Raw genomic sequence first — 22,855 nt, 5'->3', positions numbered from 1 at the left:
CATAAAGATGGAAAACGTAGTTATTGTTGATGCCGTACGCACGCCGATGGGCCGCTCCAAGGGTGGCGCCTTCCGCCAGGTACGCGCCGAAGATCTCTCCGCTCACCTGATGCGCGAAGTGCTGAGCCGCAACCCGGCGCTGGACGCCGCCGAGATCGATGACATTTACTGGGGCTGCGTGCAGCAGACGCTGGAGCAAGGCTTCAACATCGCCCGCAACGCCGCGCTGCTGGCCGAGATCCCGCACCGCGTGCCGGCGGTGACCGTCAACCGCCTGTGCGGCTCTTCGATGCAGGCGCTGCATGACGCGGCGCGCGCCATCATGGTGGGCGACGCGCACGTCAGCCTGATCGGCGGCGTGGAACACATGGGCCATGTGCCGATGAACCACGGCGTGGATTTCCATCCGGGCCTGAGCCGCAGCGTGGCCAAAGCCGCCGGGATGATGGGGCTGACCGCCGAAATGCTGGCCAAGATGCACAACATCAGCCGCCAGATGCAGGATGAATTCGCCGCCCGCTCCCACCAGCGCGCGCATGCAGCGACGCTGGCGGGTTACTTTAAAAACGAGATCGTACCGACCAACGGCCACGACGCCGACGGCGTGCTGACCCGTTTCGACTTCGATGAAGTCATTCGCCCGGAAACCACCGTCGAAAGCCTGTCGGCCCTGCGCCCAGCGTTCGATCCGGTCAACGGCACCGTCACCGCCGGCAGTTCTTCCGCCCTGTCGGACGGCGCTTCCGCCATGCTGCTGATGAGCGAATCGCGCGCCAAAGCGCTCGGTTTGAAGGCCCGCGCCCGTATCCGCTCGATGGCGGTCGTCGGCTGCGATCCTTCCATCATGGGCTACGGCCCGGTGCCGGCCAGCAAGCTGGCGCTGAAACGTGCCGGTCTGAGCGTGCAGGACATCGATCTGTTCGAGCTGAACGAAGCGTTCGCCGCCCAGTCGCTCCCGTGCATCAAGGATCTGGGGCTGATGGACAGCCTCGACGACAAGATCAACCTGAACGGCGGCGCCATCGCGCTCGGCCACCCGCTGGGTTGTTCAGGCTCTCGCATCTCGACTACCTTGTTGAACAACATGGAACGTCGCGACGCGCAGTTTGGCCTGGCGACCATGTGCATCGGTCTGGGCCAGGGTATCGCCACCGTCTTTGAACGCGTTTAGCTGTGTCTATCTTGGGATGACCGCGTCACCACTTCAAATCGCGGCATCCCGCCAAGTTTAGTTGCCGTTCTTCCCGCCTGTCAGGGGCGGGTTTTTTATGCCTGAAATTTGCCGACGCCCAAATAAAAACGGGGCGACCCTCGGCCACCCCGTTCACTGTGCATCGCTTCTGTCAGATAAACGAAAACGCGTCGCCGAACATATGCGCTTCCTGCGCGCCGCGCTCGGCGCAGAAACGCTCGCGGGCGATTTTCGCCATCTCGAAACGCCCGGCGATATAGATGTCATGCTCCGCCAGCGTCCCGAAATCCTGCAGCACCGCGCTGAGCACGGTGCCGCTGCGGCCGCGCCATTCGGCATCCGGCTGCTCGACCACCGGGATCACCTTCAGGTTCGGGTGCTGCAACGACAGCGCTTCCAGCTCGCTCAGATCGTACAGGTGCTTCAGCTCACGCCCGCCCCAGTAGATAGAAATGTCGCGATCGGGCTGCTGCTCCAACGCGGTCAGCAGAATTGAACGCGCATAAGAGAAACCGGTGCCACCGGCGATCAGCACCAGCGGACGGCTGCCCTCTTCCCGCAGCCAGGCATCGCCGTGCGGCATGTCGACGGTGATCGCCTGCTCTTTCAGGATGCGATCCATCACCGCCATGGCGTACAAATTCAGTTCCGAAGCGCCGATATGCAGCTCGATATAATCTTGCTGCGTCGGGGTAGATGCCAGCGAGAACGGACGCTTGTCGCGCTCGTCCATCACCACCATCAGATATTGCCCTGCCTTGAAAGAAAACGGCTGTTCAGGCACCAGACGTACCCGATAAACCGTATCGGTAATGGCCTCTACCGAGGTCACTTTACAGCTCAATATTGTCATGCGTTCCCTCTGTCGGGTCATCAATGCAAAGCTGAGAACAGAGCCTGACGTTATAACGTCGGCTCCCTGTCACTGAAGATTGCGAGCTCATCCCAGATTTCGTCGACGCGCGCACGTACCTTTTCATCCATCTGAATCGGACGGCCCCATTCGCGATCGGTTTCACCCGGCCATTTATTGGTGGCGTCCAGCCCCATCTTCGAACCCAGCCCGGAAACCGGCGAGGCGAAGTCCAGATAGTCGATCGGCGTATTCTCCACCAGAACGGTATCCCTTGCCGGATCCATTCGTGTCGTGATCGCCCAAATCACGTCGTTCCAGTCGCGCGCATTGACGTCATCATCACAGACGATAACAAATTTGGTGTACATAAACTGCCGCAGGAACGACCAGACGCCCATCATCACGCGTTTAGCGTGGCCGGCGTACTGTTTTTTCATGGTCACTACCGCCAGGCGATACGAGCATCCCTCCGGCGGCAGATAGAAATCAACGATTTCCGGGAACTGCTTTTGCAGGATCGGCACGAACACTTCGTTCAGCGCCACGCCCAGGATCGCCGGCTCATCCGGCGGCCGGCCGGTGTAGGTCGAGTGATAGATCGCGTTGCGGCGCTGGGTGATGTGGGTGACGGTGAATACCGGGAACTGGTCGATTTCATTGTAGTAGCCGGTGTGATCGCCGTACGGGCCTTCCGGCGCCATTTCACCCGGTTCGATATAGCCTTCCAGCACGATTTCAGCACTGGCGGGCACTTCCAGATCGTTGGAAAGGCACTTGACCACTTCGGTTTTATTGCCGCGCAGCAGCCCGGCAAAGGCGTATTCAGACAGGGTATCCGGCACCGGCGTGACCGCGCCGAGGATAGTGGCGGGATCGGCGCCCAACGCCACGGCGACCGGGAAACGCTCGCCGGGATGCGCCTGGCACCACTCCTGGTAATCCAGCGCGCCGCCGCGGTGCGACAGCCAGCGCATGATCACTTTATTCTTGCCCAGCACCTGCTGGCGGTAGATGCCGAGGTTTTGCCGTTCCTTGTGCGGGCCGCGGGTCACCGTCAGCCCCCAGGTGATCAGCGGCGCGGCGTCTTCCGGCCAGCAGTGCATCACCGGAATACGGCTGAGATCGACATCATCGCCTTGCCATACCTGCTCCTGACAAGGCGCTGAACCCAGCACCTTGGTCGGCATGTTCAGCACCTGCTTGAACTTCGGCATTTTGTCGAACAGATCGCGGAAACCTTTCGGCGGTTCCGGTTCTTTGAGGAACGCCAGCAGTTTGCCGACTTCGCGCAGCGCGCTGATGTCTTCCTGCCCCATGCCCATCGCCACGCGATTGGCGGTGCCGAACAGGTTGCACAGCACCGGCATGTCGTACCCTTTCGGGTTTTCAAACAGCAATGCCGGGCCGCCCGCCCGCAGGGTGCGATCGGCAATCTCCGTCATTTCCAAGTAAGGATCGATCGGCTGGCTGATGCGTTTTAGTTCCCCTCTCTTCTCCAGCAACGAGAGGAAATCGCGTAAGTCACGGTATTTCATGCTGATCATTATAGCGGCCAGTGGGGAGGGCATTATAAGCCCTCTTCACGGTTGTTGCTGCAATTTTGTTAACGCCGCCCGCTGCCGGGCGGCGTTCAGCGGCAGTGGAACGGCACCAGCGAGGCCAATGCGCGCGTATCCTGATATTCGCGCGTCTCTTCGCCGTGGCGGAACACCTTGAAGCCCTGCCCGTTGGCGCTGAAGTAACGCAGCTGGTTGCCTTCAACGTGCAACAGGCTGCCTTCACGCAGCGCCACTACCGATTCGCTCGGGTTGATCGCGCAGAACTCCGCCAGGCGCTCGTCACGGGTTTCGCCCATGTGGCCGCTGATATGCGCATCGATGTAATGCGGGTTGATCTGCACCGGGAACAGCCCCAACGCCGGCAGCACCACGCTGCAGCGCACCGGCATATCGTTGGTGGTGCGAATGCTCGGCGTGGCCACGTTGCAACCGGCACTCCAGCCGACGTAAGGCACTTCGCGTTCGCGCACCGCGCGCTGGATAGGCACAATCAGGCCTTGCTCGTGCAGCATCTGGTTCAGCAACCAGGTATTGCCGCCGCTGACCAAAATGCATTCCGCCTGCGCGATGGCCTCCGCGGGCGAAGCGGCGTGGTGGATGCTGGTGACTTCAATGCCCAATGTTTGCGCCAGCTCCTGCGCACGCCGATCGTAGTCGTAACGGATCAGCGCGTAAGGGATAAAGACGGCGGATTTAATGCCGCGGCGCGCAATCATCGCCAGCAGTTGGCTTTTGGCGTACCCCAGCAGTTCGGCTTCGCCAGACAGCTTGCCGTTGCTCAACAGAAACAGCTCCATTTCTCTCCCCCTCGGTCAAAAACGATGAATAGCGTCACAGCCGGTGGCGCAACGCCTTGCCATACTGTGACGGTAACAAATTTTTCAGTCCTCTGTTATACCAGCACCGTATCGACAAGTGTGTGACCCTTCGCTAATAGCCATAGATTCATAGAGATAGGCGATGTTACATGCTGAAACTTGCATCACTATGTATCCGGAATAGCTTTTGATATGCTTACCGGCTGGCAGAAAGGCATGTGAAATTATGGAATCCTGGTATCTACTTTATTGCAAACGCGGTCAGCTGTTGCGAGCGCAGGAACATCTGGAACGGCAGCAGGTAAACTGCCTCAGCCCGATCATCACGCTGGAAAAAATCGTGCGTGGCAAACGCATTGCGGTCAGCGAACCCCTGTTTCCCAACTATCTGTTTGTGGAGTTCGACCCGGAGCGCATTCACACCACCACCATCAGCGCCACCCGCGGCGTCAGCCACTTCGTGCGTTTCGGCGCGCTGCCGAGCGTCATCCCGAGCAAGGTGATCGATGAGCTGCGCACCCACGCCAGCGAAGCCTATGTCGATCCGGAAACCCCACAGCCTGGGGATACCGTCCTGATCGTCGACGGCGTGTTCGAAGGATTGCAGGCGATCTACACCGAGCCGGACGGCGAGGCGCGATCCATGCTGCTGCTGAACCTGATCAACAAACAGGTCAGTCAAAGCATCGACAATCGGCAATTCCAGAAAATGTAATGTAAAAAGGCGCCCTCAGGCGCCTTTTTTACGGTTTCGCGCTTAGCGGCGCAGCGCTTCTTCATGCAGCCACTGGGCGACACGCTTGGCGAAGTAAGTCAGCACGCCGTCGGCACCGGCGCGTTTGAAGCACATCAACGACTCCATCACCGCCGGCTGCTCCTGCAGCCAGCCGTTCTGAATCGCCGCCATGTGCATGGCGTACTCACCGGACACCTGATAAGCGAAGGTCGGCACGCCGAAGGTATCCTTCACGCGGCGCACCACGTCCAGGTACGGCATGCCCGGCTTCACCATCACCATGTCCGCACCTTCCTGCAGATCCTGTGCAATCTCCTGCAGCGCTTCGTCGCTGTTGGCCGGATCCATCTGATAAGTCTTCTTGTTGCCGCCCTTCAGATTGCCGCTGGAGCCCAGCGCATCGCGGAACGGGCCGTAGTAACAGGAAGCGTACTTGGCGGAGTAGGCCATGATCTGAGTGTTCACCAGGCCCTGCAGCTCCAGACGATCGCGGATCGCCCCGATGCGGCCGTCCATCATGTCGCTCGGCGCCACGATTTCCGCGCCCGCTTCGGCATGGGACAGCGCCTGACGCACCAGAATGTCTTTGGTCACGTCGTTAATTACGTAGCCCTGTTCATCGATCACCCCGTCCTGCCCGTGCGTAGTGTAAGGATCGAGCGCTACGTCGGTCAGAATGCCCAGCTCAGGCACCGCGTCTTTCAGCGCGCGCACCGTGCGCTGCACCAGCCCTTCCGGGTTATAGGCTTCTTCCGCATGCAGCGATTTCAGGCCCGGTTCGATCACCGGGAACAGGGAAATCACCGGCACGCCGAGTTTGGCGATGGCTTCCGCTTCCTTGACCAGCAGATCGATCGTCATGCGCGATACGCCAGGCATCGAGGCCACTTCTTCCTGGCGGTTGCTGCCTTCCATGACAAACACCGGATAGATCAGGTCGTTGACCGTCAGTTGGTTCTCGGCGACCAGGCGGCGGCTGAAGTCATGACGGCGCACGCGGCGCATACGGCGACCAGGGAAGGTGCCCGGAAATGCATAGCTCATAGTTTTCTCCTAGCTCAAACCAGCCGGAATAGCCGGCGGGCGTTCTCATCGGTTTTTTGCCCCAGCCATTGCGGCTCTTCCTGCCGCCAGATGGCGACCTGATGCACGATGTGGGGCAGGAAACAGGGTTCGTTGCGGCGAGATGCGGGTTTAGGCAGTAAATCCCGGGGCAACAGATAAGGGGCGTCCGTTTCCAGCAGCAGACGCTCGGCCGGGATCTGCGGCAACAGGGCGCGCAATTCCAGGCCGCGCCGCTCGTCGCAGACCCAACCGGTAATCCCGATCGACAGGCCCAACGACAGACAGCTTGCTAATTCTTCGGCGGTGCCGGTGAAGCAGTGCACCACGGCCGCGGGCAGTTTATCCAACCACGGCGTCAGTAGCTCGGCAAAACGTGCGTGTGCGTCGCGGCAATGAAGAAACACCGGCAGCGCCAACTCCGCCGCCAGCGCCAGCTGCGCAGTGAACGCCGCTTCCTGCTGCTCAGGCGTCGAGAAATTGCGGTTGAAATCCAGACCGCATTCGCCGACCGCCACCACTTCGGGGCGGGCGGCCAGGGCATAAATCTGATCGGCGGTTTGTTCATTCCAACTGCTGGCGTAGTGCGGATGTACGCCGGCGGTAGACCAACAATAGCCCGGATGTTGTTGCGCCAGTTCGGCGGCTTCGCGGCTCTCCGGCAGATCGGTGCCGGTAATCAACATCCCGGTCACCCCTGCGGCGCGGGCGCGCTCCACCACCACCTGACGGTCTTTGGCGAATTGGCTGCTGGTAAGATTAACGCCGATATCAAACATGGTTTTTTCCAAAGCAAAAGCCGCCCAATGGGCGGCTTAGCAATCAATGTGGTTCAGGGGGCTGGGGGTTCGTCGCCCTCGTCTTCTTCTTCCGCCTGCGGACGACGTTTGCCGGTATAGAAGCGGGCGAAGAACACCCCGACTTCAAACAGCAGATACATCGGTATCGCCAACAGGGTTTGCGAGAACACGTCCGGCGGCGTCAACAACATGCCGACCACAAACGCGCCGACCAGCACATACGGCCGTTTCTTCTTCAGGTCGTCCGGCGAAGTGACGCCACTCCAGCACAGCAGAATAATAGCGACCGGCACTTCGAAGGCGACGCCAAACGCCATAAACAGCGCCATGACGAAGTCGAGGTAGTTTTTGATGTCGGTAGCAATGGTCACCCCCATCGGCGCGGTCTTGGCGAAGAAGCCGAAGGCCAGCGGGAACACGATGAAGTAGGCGAAGGCCATACCGAGGTAAAACAGCAGGCTGCTGGACACCAGCAGCGGCATCATCAGGCGGCGTTCGTGCTTGTACAGCGCCGGCGCGATGAATGCCCATACCTGATACAGGATCATCGGCGCAGAGACGAACACCGAGACGATCATGGTCAGCTTGATCGGAGTAAAGAACGGTGACGCCACGTCGGTGGCGATCATGCTCGCCCCGGCCGGCAGCTGCTTGAGCAGCGGCGCGGAAACCAGCTGGTAGATGTCATTGGCGAAAAACACCAGCACCACGAACACCGCCAGCACGCAAATAATCGAGTTCAACAGCCGCTTGCGCAGCTCTATCAGATGACTGATAAGGGGTTGGGTATCTTCAACAGCCATGTATTAACGATCGCCACTAGGTTGGTGAGACGCTGGGGTTTTATCCGCAACAGGTTCGACAGAGGCAGGCGCCGTTTCCACCGGCGCTTTAGCGGGTTGCGCCGCCACTGGCGGTGCCGGTGACACGGGCGCGACGGCTTCAGGCTCCGCTGGCGGTTTTGGCGCAGCGGCGGGCGCGCTGGCGCGGGTTGCCGCTTCAGCCGGCGTCACGCCGTCATGCAAGGCTTCCGGATCGGTGACCTGCGGATTATGGATGGTATTCGCCAGCTCTTCTTTCTCGCCCCGGTAGGTGCGTTTCAAAGATTCCGCCGCGTCTTTCAGCTCATCCATCGACGCCTTCAGCTCCGGCGTCAGGTTCTGCAGGCCGGCCTGTTCCGCTTTTTTCAGGCTGTCCTGCAGCTCCTGCAGCTTCAGCTCTTGAGACAGTTCGTGCTGCACCGAGGCCGCCAGCGAGCGCAGCGCGCGGATCCAGCCCGACACCGTTCTGACCGCGACCGGCAACCGTTCCGGCCCCAGGACAACCAGGCCGATCACCAGCACCAACAGCAGCTCACTAAACCCAATGTCAAACACGGTTTATACCTGCTCTTTGTTCTTCGACTCTTCCGGTTTCACTTCCGGCTGCTTTTCGGTAATAGGCTTGGCCGAGAAGTCAGCGTCATCCAGGCTGCTTTTTTCAGCCGTGTTGGTGGTCGACGGCGTATCGTCGCCGATCGCCTTCTTAAAGCCCTTGATCGAGGCGCCGAGATCGGAGCCCAGCGTGCGCAGTTTTTTGGTACCGAACAGCAGCACCACGATCACTGCGATGATCAACAATTGCGTAATACTAATACCGCCCATTTTAATTACCTCTAATTTAAAGGGTCTTTTAAAGCCAGCCCGCATTATAGGGCCGACTTTACCAGAGTAACGAATTAAATCAGGTGGTTCGCTTCCAGCCAATCACCCAGCATACGATGCCGGCGGCCATCATCCAGGCGGGAAACACCTCGATTTGCCCCAGCAGCAACAGCGTGCCGCTTACCAACAGTGTAGCGCCAACGCCGAACAAATAACGTGACTGCCCCTGACGAACCCGCTGAGCCTGCATCTGATTAGTCAGCTTATCAACGCTTTGTTGCAACAGTTTATGTTGCTGCAGGCTGTCGTAAAACAGCTCGGGCAGTTCAGGCAGCTTCTCCGCCCAGAACGGCGCTTTCTCTTTCAGCGCGCGCACCACCGCGGGAATGCCGACCTGATCGCGCAGCCAGCTCTCGAGGAACGGCTTGGCGGTGGTCCACAGATCCAGCTGCGGATAGAGCTGGCGCCCCAGACCTTCAACATACAGCAAGGTCTTCTGCAATAACACCAGCTGCGGCTGCACTTCCATATTGAAGCGGCGCGCGGTGTTGAACAGGTTCAGCAGCACGTTGCCGAAGGAAATCTCCGCCAGCGGCTTCTCGAAAATCGGTTCGCACACCGTGCGGATGGCGAATTCGAAGTCTTCCACATTGGTGTCGCGCGGCACCCACCCGGAATCGACGTGCAGTTCCGCCACCTTACGGTAATCGCGGTTGAAGAAGGCGATGAAGTTTTCTGCCAGGTAACGTTTGTCATCCTTGTTCAGCGAACCGACGATGCCGCAGTCGATGCCGATGTAGCAGGGATCCTCCGGATGTTCATAGCTGACGAAAATATTACCGGGATGCATGTCCGCATGGAAGAAGCTGTCGCGGAATACCTGGGTAAAGAACACCTGGACGCCGCGTTCCGCCAACAGTTTCATGTTGGTGCCCTGTTGCTCCAGCGTGGCGATGTCCGAAACCGGAATGCCATAGATGCGTTCCATCACCAATACGCTTTCACGGCAGTAGTCGGAATAGACCTCCGGCACATACAGCATCGGGCTGCCGTCGAAATTGCGGCGCAGCTGAATGGCGTTGGCCGCTTCGCGCAGCAGGTTCAATTCGTCCAGCAGCGTTTTCTCGTACTCGCGCACCACTTCGCGCGGACGCAGGCGGCGGCCGTCCGGCAGCAGCTTCGGCACCCAGCCGGCCAACCGGTACATCAGCCGCACGTCGGCCTTGATAACCGGCCCGATATCCGGCCGGATCACCTTCAGCACCACTTCCTGACCGGTGGTTTTCAGCCGCGCGGTGTGCACCTGCGCTATCGAAGCGGAAGCCAGCGGCTGCTGCTCGAAGTCGTCGAACCAGGTTTCCAGCGGGCCGCCCATCGCCAACTCGATATGCTTGCGCGCCAACGCACCGTCGAAAGGCGCCACCCGATCCTGCAGCAGCGTCAGCTGATCGGCAATCTGCGGTGGAAACAGATCGCGGCGGGTCGACATCATCTGGCCAAACTTGATCCAGACCGGCCCCAACTCCTGCAGCGCCAGCCGCAGGCGTTCACCCAGCGGTTTGTCCTTGTGCCGATTCGGCATCCAGAACAGCAGCCGGCGGCCGAAGCGCAGCGGCAGCGTCAAACGCATTTTAGGGATCAGCTCATCCAGCCCATAGCTGAGAAAAACGCGGACGATAAAATACAAACGACGCAGTTCGCCTGGGGTCATCGCTTGCCCTCCAACTTGTCCATACGGGCAATCAGCGCTTCCGCGCTGCGGGCGAGCGCGTCGACTTCTTCATGGAACCACACCACTTCCAGCGGCCCCGGCGCCAGACGCCACTCTTCGGTCAGCGCCTCCGCCATGTCTTGTTGCCGACGCATCAATCCGGTCTTGAGTAACGAGGCACCTTTTCCCAGCGCCTGCGTGATGCCCTGAGCGGCGATATCGCCGATGTAGGGCGCCAGCCACTCCGCCGGATCCCACTCCGCCAGATCGAGCAGGCCAACCAGCTGTTGCACCACCTGAATATCACCTTCCACCGTCAATTCACCGCTGCGCATCAGCACCGGCAACTGCTGGCGATCGCGCAGCTTCAGCAAGGAGGGAATGCGGCTGCGCACCGTGCAATCAGCGCTGTCTTCAGACTGCCCCAGCACATCCACGCGCAGTTCGCTGAACACCAGCACCAGCGGCGAAGCCAACTCTTCCAGTTCAATACGCAGCACCTTGCCCGCCAAACGTTGGCGGGCGGCTTTCATGCTGCGATCGCGAAACAGCAGATTATTCAGCGAGGTTTCCAGCGCACCGGTCAGCAGAGGGGTAAACAGCATCGGCATCTCCCTCTCAGAACTTGAAGCCGCGATGCAGGGCGACAATCCCACCGGTCAGGTTGAAATAGGTGACGTTTTCAAAACCGGCGTTGCCCATCATGCCCTTCAGGGTTTCCTGATCGGGGTGCATGCGGATCGATTCCGCCAGGTAGCGGTAACTGTCCGGATCTTTCACCACCAGCTCGCCGATCTTCGGCAGCACGTGGAAGGAGTAAGCGTCGTAGGCTTTGCTCAGCGGCGCCAGCAGCGGCTTGGAGAACTCCAGCACCAGCAGGCGGCCGCCCGGCTTCAGCACGCGGAACATCGAACGCAGCGCTTTGTCTTTGTCGGTGACGTTGCGCAGGCCAAAGGAGATAGTGATGCAATCGAAGTAGTTGTCCGGGAACGGCAACGCTTCCGCATTGGCCTGGACGTAGTTGATGTTGCCGACAATGCCGCGATCGCGCAGCTTCTCGCGCCCCATTTTCAACATCGAATCGTTGATGTCAGCCAGCACCACCTGCCCCTGCTCGCCCACCATGCGGGAGAACTTGGCGGCCAGGTCGCCGGTGCCGCCGGCCAGATCCAGTACGCGCTGCCCACGGCGCACGCCGCTGCAGTCAATGGTGAAACGCTTCCAGATACGGTGAATGCCGAACGACATCAGGTCGTTCATCACGTCATACTTTGCCGCTACCGAATGAAAAACGTCCGCCACCATGGCCTGTTTTTCGTCTCTAGCGACGGTGCGAAAACCGAAATCGGTGGTTTCCTGCGATTGATCTGCCATTGTCCTGCCTGCTATTCAGTCAATTTTGTGTGGATGAGTGTACCAGAAGCCCGGGGAATACCCCACCTCGCCACGGCCTCAGCCGTGCGAAACGAAGCCCGGTTCCCCGGCGGTATCATCATCGTCGTTCGTCTGCGGCAGCGCGGCGACATCGTCGTCGTTCGCCTCTTCCGCTTCATCGTGTTGCGCGCCGGCTTGCTGCGCCAGCAGCGGGTTGATCGGCCGTTTGACCTCAACCCCCAACGCGCGAAAACCTTCAATTTGGCCAATAAGATTACCACGGCCTTCGCTCAGTTTGTTCATCGCCTGACGATAACTGCCTTGAGCCTTGTCCAGGCTCTGCCCCAGCGCGGACATATCGTCCACGAACAGCCGCATCTTGTCATACAGTTTCGCCGCGCGATCGGCGATGCGTTGGGCGTTCTGGCTCTGATGTTCATAGCGCCACAGATTGGTGATGGTGCGTAGCGCCACCAGCAACGTGGTCGGGCTGACCAGCATGATGTTGTGCTTGAGCGCTTCGCTGATCAGCTCCGGTTCGCGATCGATAGCCAGCAGGAAGGCGGGTTCGACCGGAATGAACATCAACACATAATCCAGCGAGCGCAGCCCCGGCAATTGCTGGTAGTCCTTGCGGCCCAGCATGCGGATGTGGCCACGCAGCGAGGCGATATGTTCGCTCAGCGCCGCTTCGCGCTCCACCTCGTCTTCGCCGTTAAAATAGCGCTCGTAGGCGATCAGCGACATCTTGGCGTCGATCACTACATCCTTGCCCTGCGGCAGACGCACGATGACATCGGGCTGCATGCGGCTCTGGTGATCCACCCGCACGTTGACCTGCGTTTCATATTCGTGCCCTTCGCGCAGGCCTGAGGCCTCGAGCACCCGGCTCAATACCACCTCGCCCCAGTTGCCCTGCGTCTTGTTGTCGCCTTTCAGCGCCTTGGTGAGGTTGATGGCCTCGCGCGCCATCTGCGCGTTCAGCTGCTGCAGATTGCGTATCTCGTGCGTCAGCGTGTGGCGCTCCCGCGCCTCCTGGCCAAAGCTGTCTTGCACCTGACGGCGGAAACCGTCCAGCTGTTCGCGCAGCGGCAACAGTAAACGATCCAGACTTTGCTTATTTTGCTCGTCAACCTTGCGGCCGCTGTGTTCAAAAATGCGGTTGGCGAGATTTTCAAACTGGGTGGTGAGCCGCTGTTCGCTGTTGATAAGCAGGCGTTGCTTCTCTTCCGACGCCATGCGCGTCTCTTCCAGACGGATGGTGACTTCGCGCAGTTCGGCTTCTTGCGCGCTATTGACCTCGCGCTGGGCACGCAGCTCCTGATTGAGCAGTTCGCATTCGTTGCGCCAATGGTTGAGCTGTTGCAGCTTCTCATGCCCGGCCGCCAGTTGGCTGTGCAGATTGCGCAGCTCCAGCTCGCTCTGGCGCAGCTGTTGCTCGTGGCGCTGCAACGTTTCCTGCCGCGCCGCCGTTTCCTGCTGCGCCTGCTGCAACGCTTGCTCCAGCAACCGCAGCTCGGTTTCATGTTGCGCATGCGTCTGCTGCACCCGCAGACTGGCGATCAGCCACCCCAACAGCATGCCGATCGCTACGCCGCCAATCCCATAAATCAGACTGGTATCCACCCTGCCTCCTGTTGCACCTTGCCGTTGCGGCGTTTTGCACGCCCATTGCCCGTCACGTTAAGGGGAGGCTGTATGGATGTCCAGCCTGATTTTGCCGGCCGCGCACAATATTGCGCGGCGCTGCGCAATTTAGCGAGAAATCAACCCAGCCACTGGCTGAGCCACTTGATGCCGAATGCCCCCGGCGCCAGAATGCCGAACGCCCAGATCATCGCCGACGTGACGTTGGCCAGTTGGAAGTAGCGCTGCGGCATGCCGCAAATGCCGCCCACCAGCGGCACCACGGCGCGCAGCGGGCCGAAGAAGCGGCCGATGAAAATGCCCAGCACGCCCCAGCGTTCAAAGAACGCGTGGCCGCGCGCCAGCAACTGCGGATTGCGCGACAGCGGCCACATATGGGCCACGCGATCCTGATAGTGGTAGCCGATCCAGTAAGAGAGCCAGTCACCGAAAAACGCCCCGACGGCGGCGGCGGCCCAAATCGGCCAAAAGGCGATTCCGCTTTCGCCGATCAGCGCACCCAGCGCCAGCAGGATCACCGTGGCCGGCAACAGCAGCGACAAAAACGCCAACGACTCGCCGAACGCCAGGAAAAAAATGATGGGAATGGCCCAGCCTTCGTGCTGACGCACGACGTCGCTGACCCAGTTGATAACGTCATTGAGGCTCAATGCGGGGCTCCTGATACGCGATAATTCACCGCTTAGGATAGGCCGGGGCGAGTTAAACCCCGGTTAAACACGCGGCGATTTACTCGAGGTAGAACGCCTGCAGCGCTTCGCGCTGTGCCGCGCCCAGACCGTATTCCGCCTCCAGCCAGCGGTCGGTGGAGCCGTATTGCTGACGGATGCAGCCCAGCGCGGTCATCAGGAACTCCTCACGCGCGCTGAGCACGTAGGCGAATTGCTCCAGCGCCGCCGCATTCAGCTTGATAGACAGCTGATCCAGCATCTGCTCGCGGAAAGCGGCCAGCGTGGTTTCGGTCAGCAGATAGTCTTCCAGCACGGTCGCTTCGTCGGCACCCAGCGCGAACAGCACCAGCGCCGAGCCGACACCGGTGCGATCCTTGCCGACCGCGCAATGCTGCACGATGGCGCCACCGCCAGGATTGCTCAGCAGCTGCGCCAGCCGCTGATAGGCCGCATTGCCGAACGGCAGGCGGCGATACAGTTCCAGCATGAACGCGCGGGCGTCGAAAGCGGCCAGCGTTTCGTTGGTGAGCTTCTCCAGGTTGGCGTTGACTTCGCTGCTCAGCGGGTTGGCCGGCACGTGATGATAGTCGGCACCATTCCACAGAATATCCGGCTTGGCCTGCACTTCGTCGGCATCGCGATAGTCCAGCACCGAACGCACCGGCACACCGGCGAGAAAGGCGCAGTCGTTTTCCGTCAGCCGCTCGAGGGAACCGGAGCGAAACAGCAGGCCGCGCTTGATGCGGCGCCCATCGGCCACGCCGTTGCCGCCGAAGTCACGGAAATTGATGCCGCCGTCGAGCGGCGCAAGCGAAGGATGAAGCAGGATCTGGGCGGTCATAAACGTCCTCGTTGTTGTTATTCTGACAACGCGCGGCGGCCATCGGCGCAGCGCTGAGGAGTATCACCGTAACAGATTAGTCGCGAATGGAAAAACGAGCCGCGTCGGCGGCCCGTTCAGGGAAGGCGATTACAGCAGGCGACGAGCGGCGTCCACCACGATCTGCACCGCTTTGCTTTCGGTGTTTTTCATGGTCTCGGCGTTCGGGATCTCTTGCTGGGTGCGGTTGACGATCACCCCAGCCACCATGCCGGCGCGCAGGCCCTGGCTGGCGCACATGGTCAGCAGCGTGGCGGATTCCATTTCATAGTTCATCACGCCCATCGCCTGCCACTCTTCCATCGAGCCTTTGAAACGGCTGACCACGCGGCCGGAGTAGGTATCGTAACGTTCCTGGCCCGGGTAGAAAGTATCGGAAGAGGCGGTTACGCCAATGTGGGTGGTCGCGCCGCTGGCTTTGGCAGCTTCCACCAGCGCGGTGGTGCAGGCGAAGTCCGCGACCGCCGGGAACTCCATCGGCGCAAAGTGCAGGCTGGCGCCGTCGAGGCGTACCGCCGCCGTGGTGACCAGCACGTCACCGACGTTGATGTTCGCCTGAATGGCGCCGGTGGTGCCGATGCGCAGGAAGGTGCGGATGCCCAGCTGCGCCAGCTCTTCCACCGCGATAGAGGTAGACGGGCCGCCGATGCCGGTGGAGCAGACGATCACCGCCTTGCCGTCCAGCTCCGCGCGCCAGGTGGTGAATTCACGATGGGAGGCCAGATGCACCGGATTTTCCATCAGCTTGGCAATCTTCTCTACGCGCTGCGGATCGCCCGGCACGATGGCAAGCTGGGCCCCTTGTAAATCGTTCTTGGTGAGGCCGAGATGAAAAACGTCAGACTGAGACATACGAGACTCCTCATGGATCATGTTTATTGGGAGGAACAAAAAAGCACTCTACTGAAAATCGTCGCCCATTTTCGTGACGACAGTCACTATGAAAAGAGAAACAAATTACATGCTACATATTTTTTGTGATTTTTATCACAAAATAACGAGGCAGCGCCGCCAGCACTCTCTTGCTGAACCTCAGTCTAGCCGACAAAGCTTACCGCCTCTCCCCGTTGGTTGCCGGTTGAAACTATTTAGCTCAACAACCAGAAATAACCCTATCTTATCGGCTGCTTAGGGACAAAAAAGCCATCTAACGCACCTTATGGCAATTACGTGGGCCAAAACCCGCAATAACATGATAAAAAGCGCCTAAAAATGCCGTAAAGCCAGATAATTAGCCGTTTTTTATCGACTTGTCCGAAAGTGCTCCACGCAGCGCCAATAATGGGTAATCTTTCCTATAGTTAATCTCAGCGCTTTTTTCTATTGCACGGAGACCGCAATGAAAACCGAACATGTGATGACATTAGAACAGGCTCAGGGGGGATTCGCCCCGGCCGCCGCGCCGTTGGCCGCCTCCGCGATTATCACCGATGAACAGGGCATTCACGCCGGGCAAACGACCATCCCTTCTCAGGGAGACGCGCTGCCGGCCTACGTCGCCAAACCCGCCGAGCATAATGGCCCCTTCCCCATCGTGCTGGTGGTGCAGGAAATCTTCGGCGTACATGAACATATTCAGGATCTGTGCCGCCGCCTGGCGAAACAGGGCTATCTGGCGATCGCGCCCGAGCTCTATTTCCGCCAGGGCGACGCCAATGACTACACCGATATCGGCGAGTTGTTCCAGCAACTGGTGACCAAGGTGCCGGATCGCCAGGTGCTGTCGGATCTGGACCACGCCGCGCACTGGGCCATCCGCCACGGCGGCGATGCCGGCAAGCTGGCGATCACCGGCTTCTGCTGGGGCGGCCGCATTACCTGGCTGTATGCGGCGCACAACCCGCAGTTGAAGGCAGCGGTCGCCTGGTACGGCAAGCTGGTGGGTGAAAAAACGCTGAATTCACCGAAGCATCCGGTCGATGTCGCAACGCACCTGTCGACGCCGGTGCTGGGGCTGTATGGCGGGCAGGACAGCAGTATTCCGCTGGAGACGGTGGAAACCATGCGTCAGGCGATCCGCGCCGCCAACGCTGATGCTGAAATCGTGGTGTACCCCGGCGTCGGGCACGCGTTCAACGCCGACTATCGCCCCAGCTACAACGCCGAAGCGGCGCAGGACGGTTGGCAGCGCATGCTGGCGTGGTTCGCCCAGCACGGCGTCAAGTAACCTCCCCTGCATAAAAAAGGGCGCCGAAGCGCCCAATCATCACACCAGTAAATCTATAAGCGGCGGTCAATCCGCCGCACTCATCACGCCTGCTCGCGCAGGCGCTGCGCCGCCAATACCATGTTGGCCAGCGACTGGCGGGTTTCCGGCCAGCCGCGGGTTTTCAGGCCGCAATCCGGGTTAACCCACAGGCGTTCAGCCGGGATATTCTGCGCGGCTTTACGCAGCAACGCTTCAATCCATTCCACGCTCGGCACGTTCGGCGAGTGGATGTCGTAGACGCCCGGCCCGATTTCGTTCGGGTATTCGAACTCTTTGAAGGCTTCCAGCAGATCCATATCGGAACGCGAGGTCTCGATAGTGATCACGTCGGCGTCCAGCGCGGCGATGGAGTCCATGATGTCGTTGAACTCGCAATAACACATGTGGGTGTGGATCTGGGTATCATCCCGCGCCACGGCGGCGTTCAGCTTGAAGGCGTCCACCGCCCAGTTCAGATAGGCGGCCCAATCGGATTGACGCAGCGGCAGCCCCTCGCGCAGCGCAGGTTCGTCGATCTGAATGATGCCGATGCCGGCTTTTTCCAGATCTTCCACCTCGTCACGCAGTGCCAGCGCAATCTGCTTGGCGATCACTTCGCGGGTCACGTCTTCACGCGGGAACGACCAACACAGGATGGTCACCGGCCCGGTCAACATGCCTTTTACCGGCTTGTCGGTCAGAGACTGGGCGAATTTGGCCCATTCGACGGTGATGGCTTCCGGGCGGCTGACATCGCCGATGATCACCGGCGGCTTCACGCAGCGGGAACCGTAGCTCTGCACCCAGCCGTTCTGGGTAAACACGAAGCCGTCCAGGTTCTCGCCGAAATATTCCACCATGTCGTTGCGCTCGGCTTCACCGTGCACCAGCACGTCCAGCCCGAGGCGCTCCTGCTCAACGATCGCCTGTTTGATGTGCTCACCGATGCTGGTGCGGTAGTTGCTGCCGTCCAGACGGCCCTGCTTGAAGTCCAGGCGCAGGCCGCGGATCTCGGTGGTCTGCGGGAACGAACCGATGGTGGTGGTCGGCCAGGCCGGCAGGTTGAAACGTTCGCGCTGCGCCCTGGCGCGCTCGGCGTAAGCGCTGTGGCGCTCGCTGTCCTGCGCGGTGATAGCGGCCAGACGGCGCTCAACCTGCGCATTGTGTACACGGCTCGACTGACGGCGGGCGCGGATCGGCGCGCTGTAGGCGTCCAGTTCGGCCTGTTTCGCCGCGTCGGGCGCGTTCAGCGCCGCAGTCAGCAGCGCCAGCTCGGTACATTTTTGCAACGCGAAGGCGAACCAGCTCTTCACTTCTTCGTCCAGACGGCTTTCCACGCTCAGATCGATCGGGCTGTGCAGCAGTGAACAGGAGGTGCCGATCCACAGCGGGCGGCGGCCCACCAGCGGTTGCAGACGTTCGAACCAGCGGCTCAGATCGGCGCGCCAAACGTTGCGGCCGTTGATCACGCCCAGCGACAGCAGCCACTCTTGCGGCAATGCGGCGCTCAACGCGGCGATATCGTCATGGCCGGCGACCAGATCGACGTGCAGCCCCTGCACCGGCAGCGTGCGAATAGTGTCGATGTTGTGGCCGACGCTGTCGAAGTAAGTGGTCAGCAGCAGTTTCACCTGCCCCTGCAGCGCGTCGTAAGCCGGTTTAAAGGCGTCCAGCCAGGCCTGCGGCAGCTCCAGCACCAGCGCAGGCTCGTCAATCTGCACCCACTCGACGCCGCGTTTCGCCAGCTCGGCCAGCACCTGCTGGTAAACCGGCAGAATGTCTTTCAGCAACGACAGGCGATCGAACGGCTCGCCCTTCACTTTACCCAGCCACAGATAGGTCACCGGGCCAAGCAGCACCGGTTTGATGCGGTGACCAAGCGCCAGCGCTTCGTCCACTTCATCCAGCAGCTGAGTCCAGCCCAGCTTGAACTGCTGACCTTGCTGGAACTCGGGCACCATGTAGTGGTAGTTGGTGTTGAACCATTTGGTCATTTCCGCCGCGGCCGCCGGCTCGCCGGTCGGTGCGCGGCCTCGGCCGATGCGGAACAGCGTGTCCAGATCGATCGAGCCATCCGCATTCTGATGGCGCGCCGGCACGTTGCCCAACAGCAGGCTGGTGGTCAACACATGATCGTACCAGGCGAAATCGCCGACCGGCACCAAATCCACCCCGGCCTGCTGTTGCTGTTGCCAATGGCGAGCGCGCAGCTCGCGGCCAACCGCCAACAGCTCTTCCTGCGTTGAGTTGCCAGCCCAGTAGCTTTCCTGAGCTTTTTTCAGCTCACGTCGCAGCCCAACGCGAGGAAAACCCAGTGTGTGATTCAAAATTGCCATCGTCATATTCCCCATTTAGCCGTCCAGATGTTTACACATCCATAATCAGCAGGTACTGTATTAACCACAAGCGCAATTTATTCACTGTCAATGTGAAGGACTCTCATGATCGAACTGAAACATTTACGGACGCTGCAGGCCCTGCGCAGCAGCGGTTCGCTGGCGGGGGCGGCGGCCCAACTTCATCAGACGCAGTCTGCCCTGTCGCACCAGTTCAGCGATCTTGAGCAACGTCTGGGCTTCAAGCTGTTCGTGCGCAAGAGCCAGCCGCTGCGCTTCACCGCCCAGGGCGAGATCCTGCTGCAGCTGGCGGAACAGGTGCTGCCACAAATCTCACAGGCGCTGCAGGCCTGCCACGAGCCCCATCAGACTACGCTGCGCATCGCCATCGAATGCCACAGCTGCATTCAGTGGCTGACGCCGGCGCTGGACAATTTCCGCCGGCGTTTCCCACAGGTGGTGATGGACTTCACCTCCGGCGTCACTTTCGATCCGCAGCCGGCTTTACAGCAGGGCGAGCTGGATCTGGTGATGACGTCGGATATTCTGCCGCGCAGCGGCCTGCACTATTCGCCGATGTTCGATTTCGAGGTGCGTCTGGTGCTGGCGCCGGATCATCCGCTGGCCGGCAAGCCGCACATCGAACCGGAAGACTTGAGCGATGAAACGCTGTTGATTTACCCGGTGCAGCGCCAGCGGCTGGATATCTGGCGGCATTTCCTGCAGCCGGCGGGCGTCAGCCCGGCGTTGAAGAACGTCGATAACACGCTGCTGCTGATCCAGATGGTATCGGCGCGGATGGGGATTGCGGCGCTGCCGCACTGGGTGGTGGAGAGCTTCGAACAGCAAGGCCTGGTGGTGACCAAAACCCTGGGCGACGGCCTGTGGAGCCGGCTGTACGCCGCCGTGCGCGACGGCGAGCAGCGCCAGACGGTGACTGAAGCCTTTATCCGCTCGGCCCGTCAGCACGCCTGCGATCATCTGCCGTTTGTGCGCGACGCCGCACGCCCCGGCGCAACCGGCGCCAAAGCGTTGGCGGCCGGCGTATAAACTTACGGGCCCCTCCTGCCGGGGCCCATCCTCTTAGCCGTTCTGTTTCGGCGCCACCCAGCGGCGGTGCACCCACAGCGAAGCGACGATCACCGCTCCGCCGATGATAAAACTCGGCCAGTGCGGCTGCTGTTGCCAGATAGCCAGGTTGACCAACAGCCCGGCCGGCACATGCATATTGTTCATGATGCCGAGTGTGCCGGCATCCACCTGCGTCGCGCCGTAGTTCCACATGAAATAACCCAGCCCTGACGCCACCACGCCCAGCCAAATCAGCACGCCCCACTGCAGGTGAGTGGTCGGCAGCTGTTGCGGATTGCCCCACAGGCACCAGGCCACAACCGCCACCACCGCCGCCCCCAGGTAGAACCAGGAAAATGCGGTGTGCTGCGGCAAGGGGTGCACTTCCATCAGGCGCTTATAGCCGACCATGCCGATGGCGAAGCTGATGTTCGCTGCCTGCACCAACAGCAGCCCCCACCAGAAGTGCTCGCTCAACTGGTGATAGCGGATGATCGCCGCGCCCAGCACCGCCAACAGCGCGCTGAATACGTAGCCCCAGCGCAAGCGCCGGCCGCTCAGCAAGTCATAGATCAGCGTGATGTACAGCGGCGTCAGCACGGTAAACAGCAGGAACTCCGGCACCGTCAGGTAGAGATAGGCGCGGAAGCTGAACAGGTACATGATGCCCAGTTGGCAGGCACCCACCAGCATATACAGCAGGATCACCCTGGGTTTGATATTGCGCCAGCGCAGAAACGGCAGGAATACCAGCGCCGCCAGCCCGATGCGCATCAGCACCGAGAACCAGCTGTCGACATGGCCCGCCAAATATTCGCCGATCAGGCTGAAAGAGAACGCCCACAAAATGGTGGTGATAACCAAGAGCAGCACGATGGGTTCATCCTAAAAATACCGAAAGGGCGATTGTAACGGAAGATGGATGCATAAGGGGATGAAAGGCGGTTTACATCTGAGCAAAATATAAACTACCGGCAAAATTTCGCCGCTGCGTTAGGCTTAATAAAAAAGCGAGGTAACCATCATGAAAACGTCTCACATCCTGTTCGCTCTGTTGCTGCTGCCCGGTCTGGCCGCGGCGGCCAACGGCGTGACCGACCTGCGTTCACAGCAGCAGTTCCTCAACCAAAACAGCCAACAGGCCCAGCAACAGCGCCTGTTGAACAACCGGCAGATGGATCAACGCCGCCAGCAGCAGCAGCGGCAGTTCGACAATCAGCGGCAACAGCTGCTGCAAACCACGCCGAACGGCGGCCAACTGCTGCCTAACGGCAACCAACCGCGCGATCCGTTCAACCGCACCACGCCGGCAGTGCCGCAGGCGCCGCTACCGGCTACGCCCGCACGCCCATAACGGTGAGGATCAGCGGCGTGGTGATCGCCGCCAGCACGGTGGACATCACCAGGCTGGTGGCGGCCGGGCCGGTGAGCGTATTGAACTGGCGCGACATCAGGTAGACGTTCACGCCCACCGCCATTGAGCCCAGCAGCACCACGACGCGGGTCTCCATCGGCGGCAGCGCCATCATCCAGGCCAGCAGCCAAATCACTAACGGCTGCACCAGCAATTTCAACACGCAGATGGCGCTGCTCAACTGCCAGCCTTCGCTGATGCGGTACTCAGCGAGCCCCATGCCGAGCACCACCAGCGACAGCGGCGCCGCCACCTGGCCGAGCATGCTGACCGGCCGGTCGACGAAGTCCGGCAGCGGCAAGCCAGTCAGGCTGAACAGCGTGCCGGACAAAATGCCGACGATCAGCGGATTGGTCAGTACGCTGCGCGCGGTTTTAGCAAAGCCCCCCAGCGTCGGCGAGCCGTTGCGCGCCCATTCGATCGACACCGTGACCAGCGTCCACAAGATCAGGCCGTTGAACACCAGCACCAGTGCCACCGACGGGATCGCCGCCTCCCCCAGCATCACGCTGGCGATCGGTAAACCGAGCATCACGTTATTGGAGAAAATACCGCCCAGCGCAAACACCGACCCGGCGACGCCATCCAGCCGGAAAAGGTGCCGGGCGACGAGACGGCCGAGCACGAACACGATCAGGCAACTGCCGAAGAACGCGATCAGCAGCCGGGCGTCGACCGCCGGACGCTGCGAGAAGTCACACATCATGCGAAACAGCATGGCGGGCAAGGCGAGGGAAAACACAAAGCGCGTCAGGCCATCGGTGATGCTGGTGGGCCATTTCCCCCAGCGAATCAGCCCATAACCCAACGCGATCAGGACGAACAGCGGTAAAGACAGCACCATCTGGTGCCACAGTGACAGGATAAAGCCAGGCATCGCATTCCTTCCGGTGGTGC

General features: G+C 60.5%; 23 protein-coding genes. 5 read left to right on the top strand and 18 right to left on the bottom strand.

Translation table 11 applies throughout. From position 1 onward, the window contains the following. Nucleotides 1–7 precede the first annotated feature (7 nt). A complete protein-coding gene (gene fadA, locus ACRAWE_RS21985; protein WP_063918298.1) occupies nucleotides 8–1,171 on the top strand; it encodes an acetyl-CoA C-acyltransferase FadA in 1,164 nt (387 codons plus the stop codon). A 172-nt stretch (nucleotides 1,172–1,343) separates the two neighbouring features. On the opposite strand, the gene fre is transcribed toward fadA, so the two are convergent. From fre to pepE, 3 genes are all read right to left on the bottom strand, one after another. Beyond that, a complete protein-coding gene (gene fre / locus ACRAWE_RS21980; protein WP_025160385.1) occupies nucleotides 1,344–2,045 on the bottom strand; it encodes an NAD(P)H-flavin reductase in 702 nt (233 codons plus the stop codon). Nucleotides 2,046–2,095: 50 nt separating this feature from the next. Further along, complete coding sequence (gene ubiD / locus ACRAWE_RS21975) at nucleotides 2,096–3,616, bottom strand: 4-hydroxy-3-polyprenylbenzoate decarboxylase (protein WP_043129093.1); 1,521 nt, start codon at nucleotides 3,614–3,616, stop codon at nucleotides 2,096–2,098. 62 nt (nucleotides 3,617–3,678) lie between these two features. After that, a complete protein-coding gene (pepE, locus tag ACRAWE_RS21970; protein WP_432525883.1) occupies nucleotides 3,679–4,404 on the bottom strand; it encodes a dipeptidase PepE in 726 nt (241 codons plus the stop codon). A gap of 247 nt (nucleotides 4,405–4,651) precedes the next feature. Between pepE and rfaH the strand changes: the two genes are divergently transcribed. Then, nucleotides 4,652–5,140, top strand: coding sequence for a transcription/translation regulatory transformer protein RfaH (rfaH, locus tag ACRAWE_RS21965; protein WP_019455282.1), 489 nt, complete (start codon nucleotides 4,652–4,654; stop codon nucleotides 5,138–5,140). A gap of 42 nt (nucleotides 5,141–5,182) precedes the next feature. Here rfaH and hemB read toward each other — a convergent pair whose 3' ends face one another. The 12 genes from hemB to udp all read right to left on the bottom strand — a co-directional run bounded on the left by hemB (nucleotide 5,183) and on the right by udp (nucleotide 15,801). Beyond that, nucleotides 5,183–6,205 carry a porphobilinogen synthase gene (gene hemB, locus ACRAWE_RS21960; RefSeq protein WP_019455283.1) on the bottom strand — a complete coding sequence of 341 codons (1,023 nt, stop codon included), beginning with the start codon at nucleotides 6,203–6,205 and terminating at the stop codon, nucleotides 5,183–5,185. Nucleotides 6,206–6,219: 14 nt separating this feature from the next. Then, the gene (tatD, locus tag ACRAWE_RS21955; RefSeq protein WP_432525882.1) at nucleotides 6,220–7,002 is read right to left on the bottom strand and encodes a 3'-5' ssDNA/RNA exonuclease TatD; all 783 of its coding nucleotides are present in this window, start codon (nucleotides 7,000–7,002) and stop codon (nucleotides 6,220–6,222) included. A 53-nt stretch (nucleotides 7,003–7,055) separates the two neighbouring features. Further along, the gene (gene tatC / locus ACRAWE_RS21950) at nucleotides 7,056–7,826 is read right to left on the bottom strand and encodes a Sec-independent protein translocase subunit TatC (protein WP_019455285.1); all 771 of its coding nucleotides are present in this window, start codon (nucleotides 7,824–7,826) and stop codon (nucleotides 7,056–7,058) included. A gap of 3 nt (nucleotides 7,827–7,829) precedes the next feature. Beyond that, entirely contained in the window at nucleotides 7,830–8,399 is a 570-nt protein-coding gene (gene tatB, locus ACRAWE_RS21945) for a Sec-independent protein translocase protein TatB (RefSeq protein WP_019455286.1), read from the bottom strand. Between the two features lie 3 nt (nucleotides 8,400–8,402). Next, a complete protein-coding gene (gene tatA, locus ACRAWE_RS21940; protein WP_019455287.1) occupies nucleotides 8,403–8,666 on the bottom strand; it encodes a Sec-independent protein translocase subunit TatA in 264 nt (87 codons plus the stop codon). Between the two features lie 79 nt (nucleotides 8,667–8,745). Continuing rightward, entirely contained in the window at nucleotides 8,746–10,377 is a 1,632-nt protein-coding gene (gene ubiB, locus ACRAWE_RS21935; RefSeq protein WP_019455288.1) for a ubiquinone biosynthesis regulatory protein kinase UbiB, read from the bottom strand. Beyond that, entirely contained in the window at nucleotides 10,374–10,982 is a 609-nt protein-coding gene (gene ubiJ / locus ACRAWE_RS21930; RefSeq protein WP_019455289.1) for a ubiquinone biosynthesis protein UbiJ, read from the bottom strand. The genes ubiB and ubiJ overlap by 4 nt, the downstream gene beginning before the upstream one ends. A 13-nt stretch (nucleotides 10,983–10,995) precedes the next feature. Next, nucleotides 10,996–11,751 (bottom strand): bifunctional demethylmenaquinone methyltransferase/2-methoxy-6-polyprenyl-1,4-benzoquinol methylase UbiE, encoded by a 756-nt coding sequence (ubiE, locus tag ACRAWE_RS21925; protein WP_004934443.1) that lies wholly within the window; start codon nucleotides 11,749–11,751, stop codon nucleotides 10,996–10,998. Nucleotides 11,752–11,829: 78 nt separating this feature from the next. After that, nucleotides 11,830–13,377, bottom strand: coding sequence for a DNA recombination protein RmuC (rmuC, locus tag ACRAWE_RS21920; RefSeq protein WP_432525881.1), 1,548 nt, complete (start codon nucleotides 13,375–13,377; stop codon nucleotides 11,830–11,832). 140 nt (nucleotides 13,378–13,517) lie between these two features. After that, nucleotides 13,518–14,048 (bottom strand): DedA family protein, encoded by a 531-nt coding sequence (locus ACRAWE_RS21915; protein ID WP_019455291.1) that lies wholly within the window; start codon nucleotides 14,046–14,048, stop codon nucleotides 13,518–13,520. Nucleotides 14,049–14,127: 79 nt separating this feature from the next. After that, the gene (locus ACRAWE_RS21910) at nucleotides 14,128–14,910 is read right to left on the bottom strand and encodes a tyrosine-protein phosphatase (RefSeq protein WP_063918294.1); all 783 of its coding nucleotides are present in this window, start codon (nucleotides 14,908–14,910) and stop codon (nucleotides 14,128–14,130) included. A 129-nt stretch (nucleotides 14,911–15,039) separates the two neighbouring features. Then, nucleotides 15,040–15,801: a uridine phosphorylase gene (udp, locus tag ACRAWE_RS21905; RefSeq protein WP_004934432.1), complete on the bottom strand. Its 762-nt coding sequence runs from the start codon at nucleotides 15,799–15,801 to the stop codon at nucleotides 15,040–15,042. A gap of 487 nt (nucleotides 15,802–16,288) precedes the next feature. On the opposite strand from udp, the gene ACRAWE_RS21900 reads away from it, so the two are divergent. Further along, a complete protein-coding gene (locus ACRAWE_RS21900) occupies nucleotides 16,289–17,116 on the top strand; it encodes a dienelactone hydrolase family protein (protein WP_063918293.1) in 828 nt (275 codons plus the stop codon). Nucleotides 17,117–17,199: 83 nt separating this feature from the next. On the opposite strand, the gene metE is transcribed toward ACRAWE_RS21900, so the two are convergent. Next, a complete protein-coding gene (metE, locus tag ACRAWE_RS21895) occupies nucleotides 17,200–19,488 on the bottom strand; it encodes a 5-methyltetrahydropteroyltriglutamate--homocysteine S-methyltransferase (RefSeq protein WP_432525880.1) in 2,289 nt (762 codons plus the stop codon). Between the two features lie 90 nt (nucleotides 19,489–19,578). Between metE and metR the strand changes: the two genes are divergently transcribed. Beyond that, on the top strand, nucleotides 19,579–20,523 hold the full coding sequence (metR, locus tag ACRAWE_RS21890) for an HTH-type transcriptional regulator MetR (protein ID WP_063918291.1): 945 nt from the start codon (nucleotides 19,579–19,581) through the stop codon (nucleotides 20,521–20,523). A gap of 33 nt (nucleotides 20,524–20,556) precedes the next feature. On the opposite strand, the gene ACRAWE_RS21885 is transcribed toward metR, so the two are convergent. After that, on the bottom strand, nucleotides 20,557–21,417 hold the full coding sequence (locus ACRAWE_RS21885; protein WP_019455296.1) for a carboxylate/amino acid/amine transporter: 861 nt from the start codon (nucleotides 21,415–21,417) through the stop codon (nucleotides 20,557–20,559). A gap of 151 nt (nucleotides 21,418–21,568) precedes the next feature. On the opposite strand from ACRAWE_RS21885, the gene ACRAWE_RS21880 reads away from it, so the two are divergent. Beyond that, complete coding sequence (locus tag ACRAWE_RS21880; protein WP_198636712.1) at nucleotides 21,569–21,898, top strand: hypothetical protein; 330 nt, start codon at nucleotides 21,569–21,571, stop codon at nucleotides 21,896–21,898. On the opposite strand, the gene ACRAWE_RS21875 is transcribed toward ACRAWE_RS21880, so the two are convergent. Further along, nucleotides 21,879–22,835 (bottom strand): AEC family transporter, encoded by a 957-nt coding sequence (locus ACRAWE_RS21875; protein ID WP_074055617.1) that lies wholly within the window; start codon nucleotides 22,833–22,835, stop codon nucleotides 21,879–21,881. The genes ACRAWE_RS21880 and ACRAWE_RS21875 overlap by 20 nt on opposite strands. Nucleotides 22,836–22,855 lie beyond the last annotated feature (20 nt).

This window comes from Serratia sp. BFP-2025, from assembly GCF_050880365.1.
GTDB classification, from domain to species: Bacteria; Pseudomonadota; Gammaproteobacteria; order Enterobacterales; family Enterobacteriaceae; genus Serratia; species Serratia surfactantfaciens.
The sequence above is the reverse complement of the archived record's forward strand: the minus strand, read 5'-3'. Positions and strand labels throughout refer to the sequence as shown.

Excerpts from the sequence above, each read along its gene's own strand:
- fadA (WP_063918298.1), top strand. The coding sequence starts at position 8 with ATGGAAAACGTAGTTATTGTTGATGCCGTACGCACGCCGATGGGCCGC.
- fre (WP_025160385.1), bottom strand. The coding sequence starts at position 2,045 with ATGACAATATTGAGCTGTAAAGTGACCTCGGTAGAGGCCATTACCGAT.
- ubiD (WP_043129093.1), bottom strand. The coding sequence starts at position 3,616 with ATGCCCTCCCCACTGGCCGCTATAATGATCAGCATGAAATACCGTGAC.
- pepE (WP_432525883.1), bottom strand. The coding sequence starts at position 4,404 with ATGGAGCTGTTTCTGTTGAGCAACGGCAAGCTGTCTGGCGAAGCCGAA.
- rfaH (WP_019455282.1), top strand. The coding sequence starts at position 4,652 with ATGGAATCCTGGTATCTACTTTATTGCAAACGCGGTCAGCTGTTGCGA.
- hemB (WP_019455283.1), bottom strand. The coding sequence starts at position 6,205 with ATGAGCTATGCATTTCCGGGCACCTTCCCTGGTCGCCGTATGCGCCGC.
- tatD (WP_432525882.1), bottom strand. The coding sequence starts at position 7,002 with ATGTTTGATATCGGCGTTAATCTTACCAGCAGCCAATTCGCCAAAGAC.
- tatC (WP_019455285.1), bottom strand. The coding sequence starts at position 7,826 with ATGGCTGTTGAAGATACCCAACCCCTTATCAGTCATCTGATAGAGCTG.
- tatA (WP_019455287.1), bottom strand. The coding sequence starts at position 8,666 with ATGGGCGGTATTAGTATTACGCAATTGTTGATCATCGCAGTGATCGTG.
- ubiB (WP_019455288.1), bottom strand. The coding sequence starts at position 10,377 with ATGACCCCAGGCGAACTGCGTCGTTTGTATTTTATCGTCCGCGTTTTT.
- ubiJ (WP_019455289.1), bottom strand. The coding sequence starts at position 10,982 with ATGCTGTTTACCCCTCTGCTGACCGGTGCGCTGGAAACCTCGCTGAAT.
- ubiE (WP_004934443.1), bottom strand. The coding sequence starts at position 11,751 with ATGGCAGATCAATCGCAGGAAACCACCGATTTCGGTTTTCGCACCGTC.
- ACRAWE_RS21910 (WP_063918294.1), bottom strand. The coding sequence starts at position 14,910 with ATGACCGCCCAGATCCTGCTTCATCCTTCGCTTGCGCCGCTCGACGGC.
- udp (WP_004934432.1), bottom strand. The coding sequence starts at position 15,801 with ATGTCTCAGTCTGACGTTTTTCATCTCGGCCTCACCAAGAACGATTTA.
- ACRAWE_RS21900 (WP_063918293.1), top strand. The coding sequence starts at position 16,289 with ATGAAAACCGAACATGTGATGACATTAGAACAGGCTCAGGGGGGATTC.
- metE (WP_432525880.1), bottom strand. The coding sequence starts at position 19,488 with ATGGGGAATATGACGATGGCAATTTTGAATCACACACTGGGTTTTCCT.
- metR (WP_063918291.1), top strand. The coding sequence starts at position 19,579 with ATGATCGAACTGAAACATTTACGGACGCTGCAGGCCCTGCGCAGCAGC.
- ACRAWE_RS21880 (WP_198636712.1), top strand. The coding sequence starts at position 21,569 with ATGAAAACGTCTCACATCCTGTTCGCTCTGTTGCTGCTGCCCGGTCTG.
- ACRAWE_RS21875 (WP_074055617.1), bottom strand. The coding sequence starts at position 22,835 with ATGCCTGGCTTTATCCTGTCACTGTGGCACCAGATGGTGCTGTCTTTA.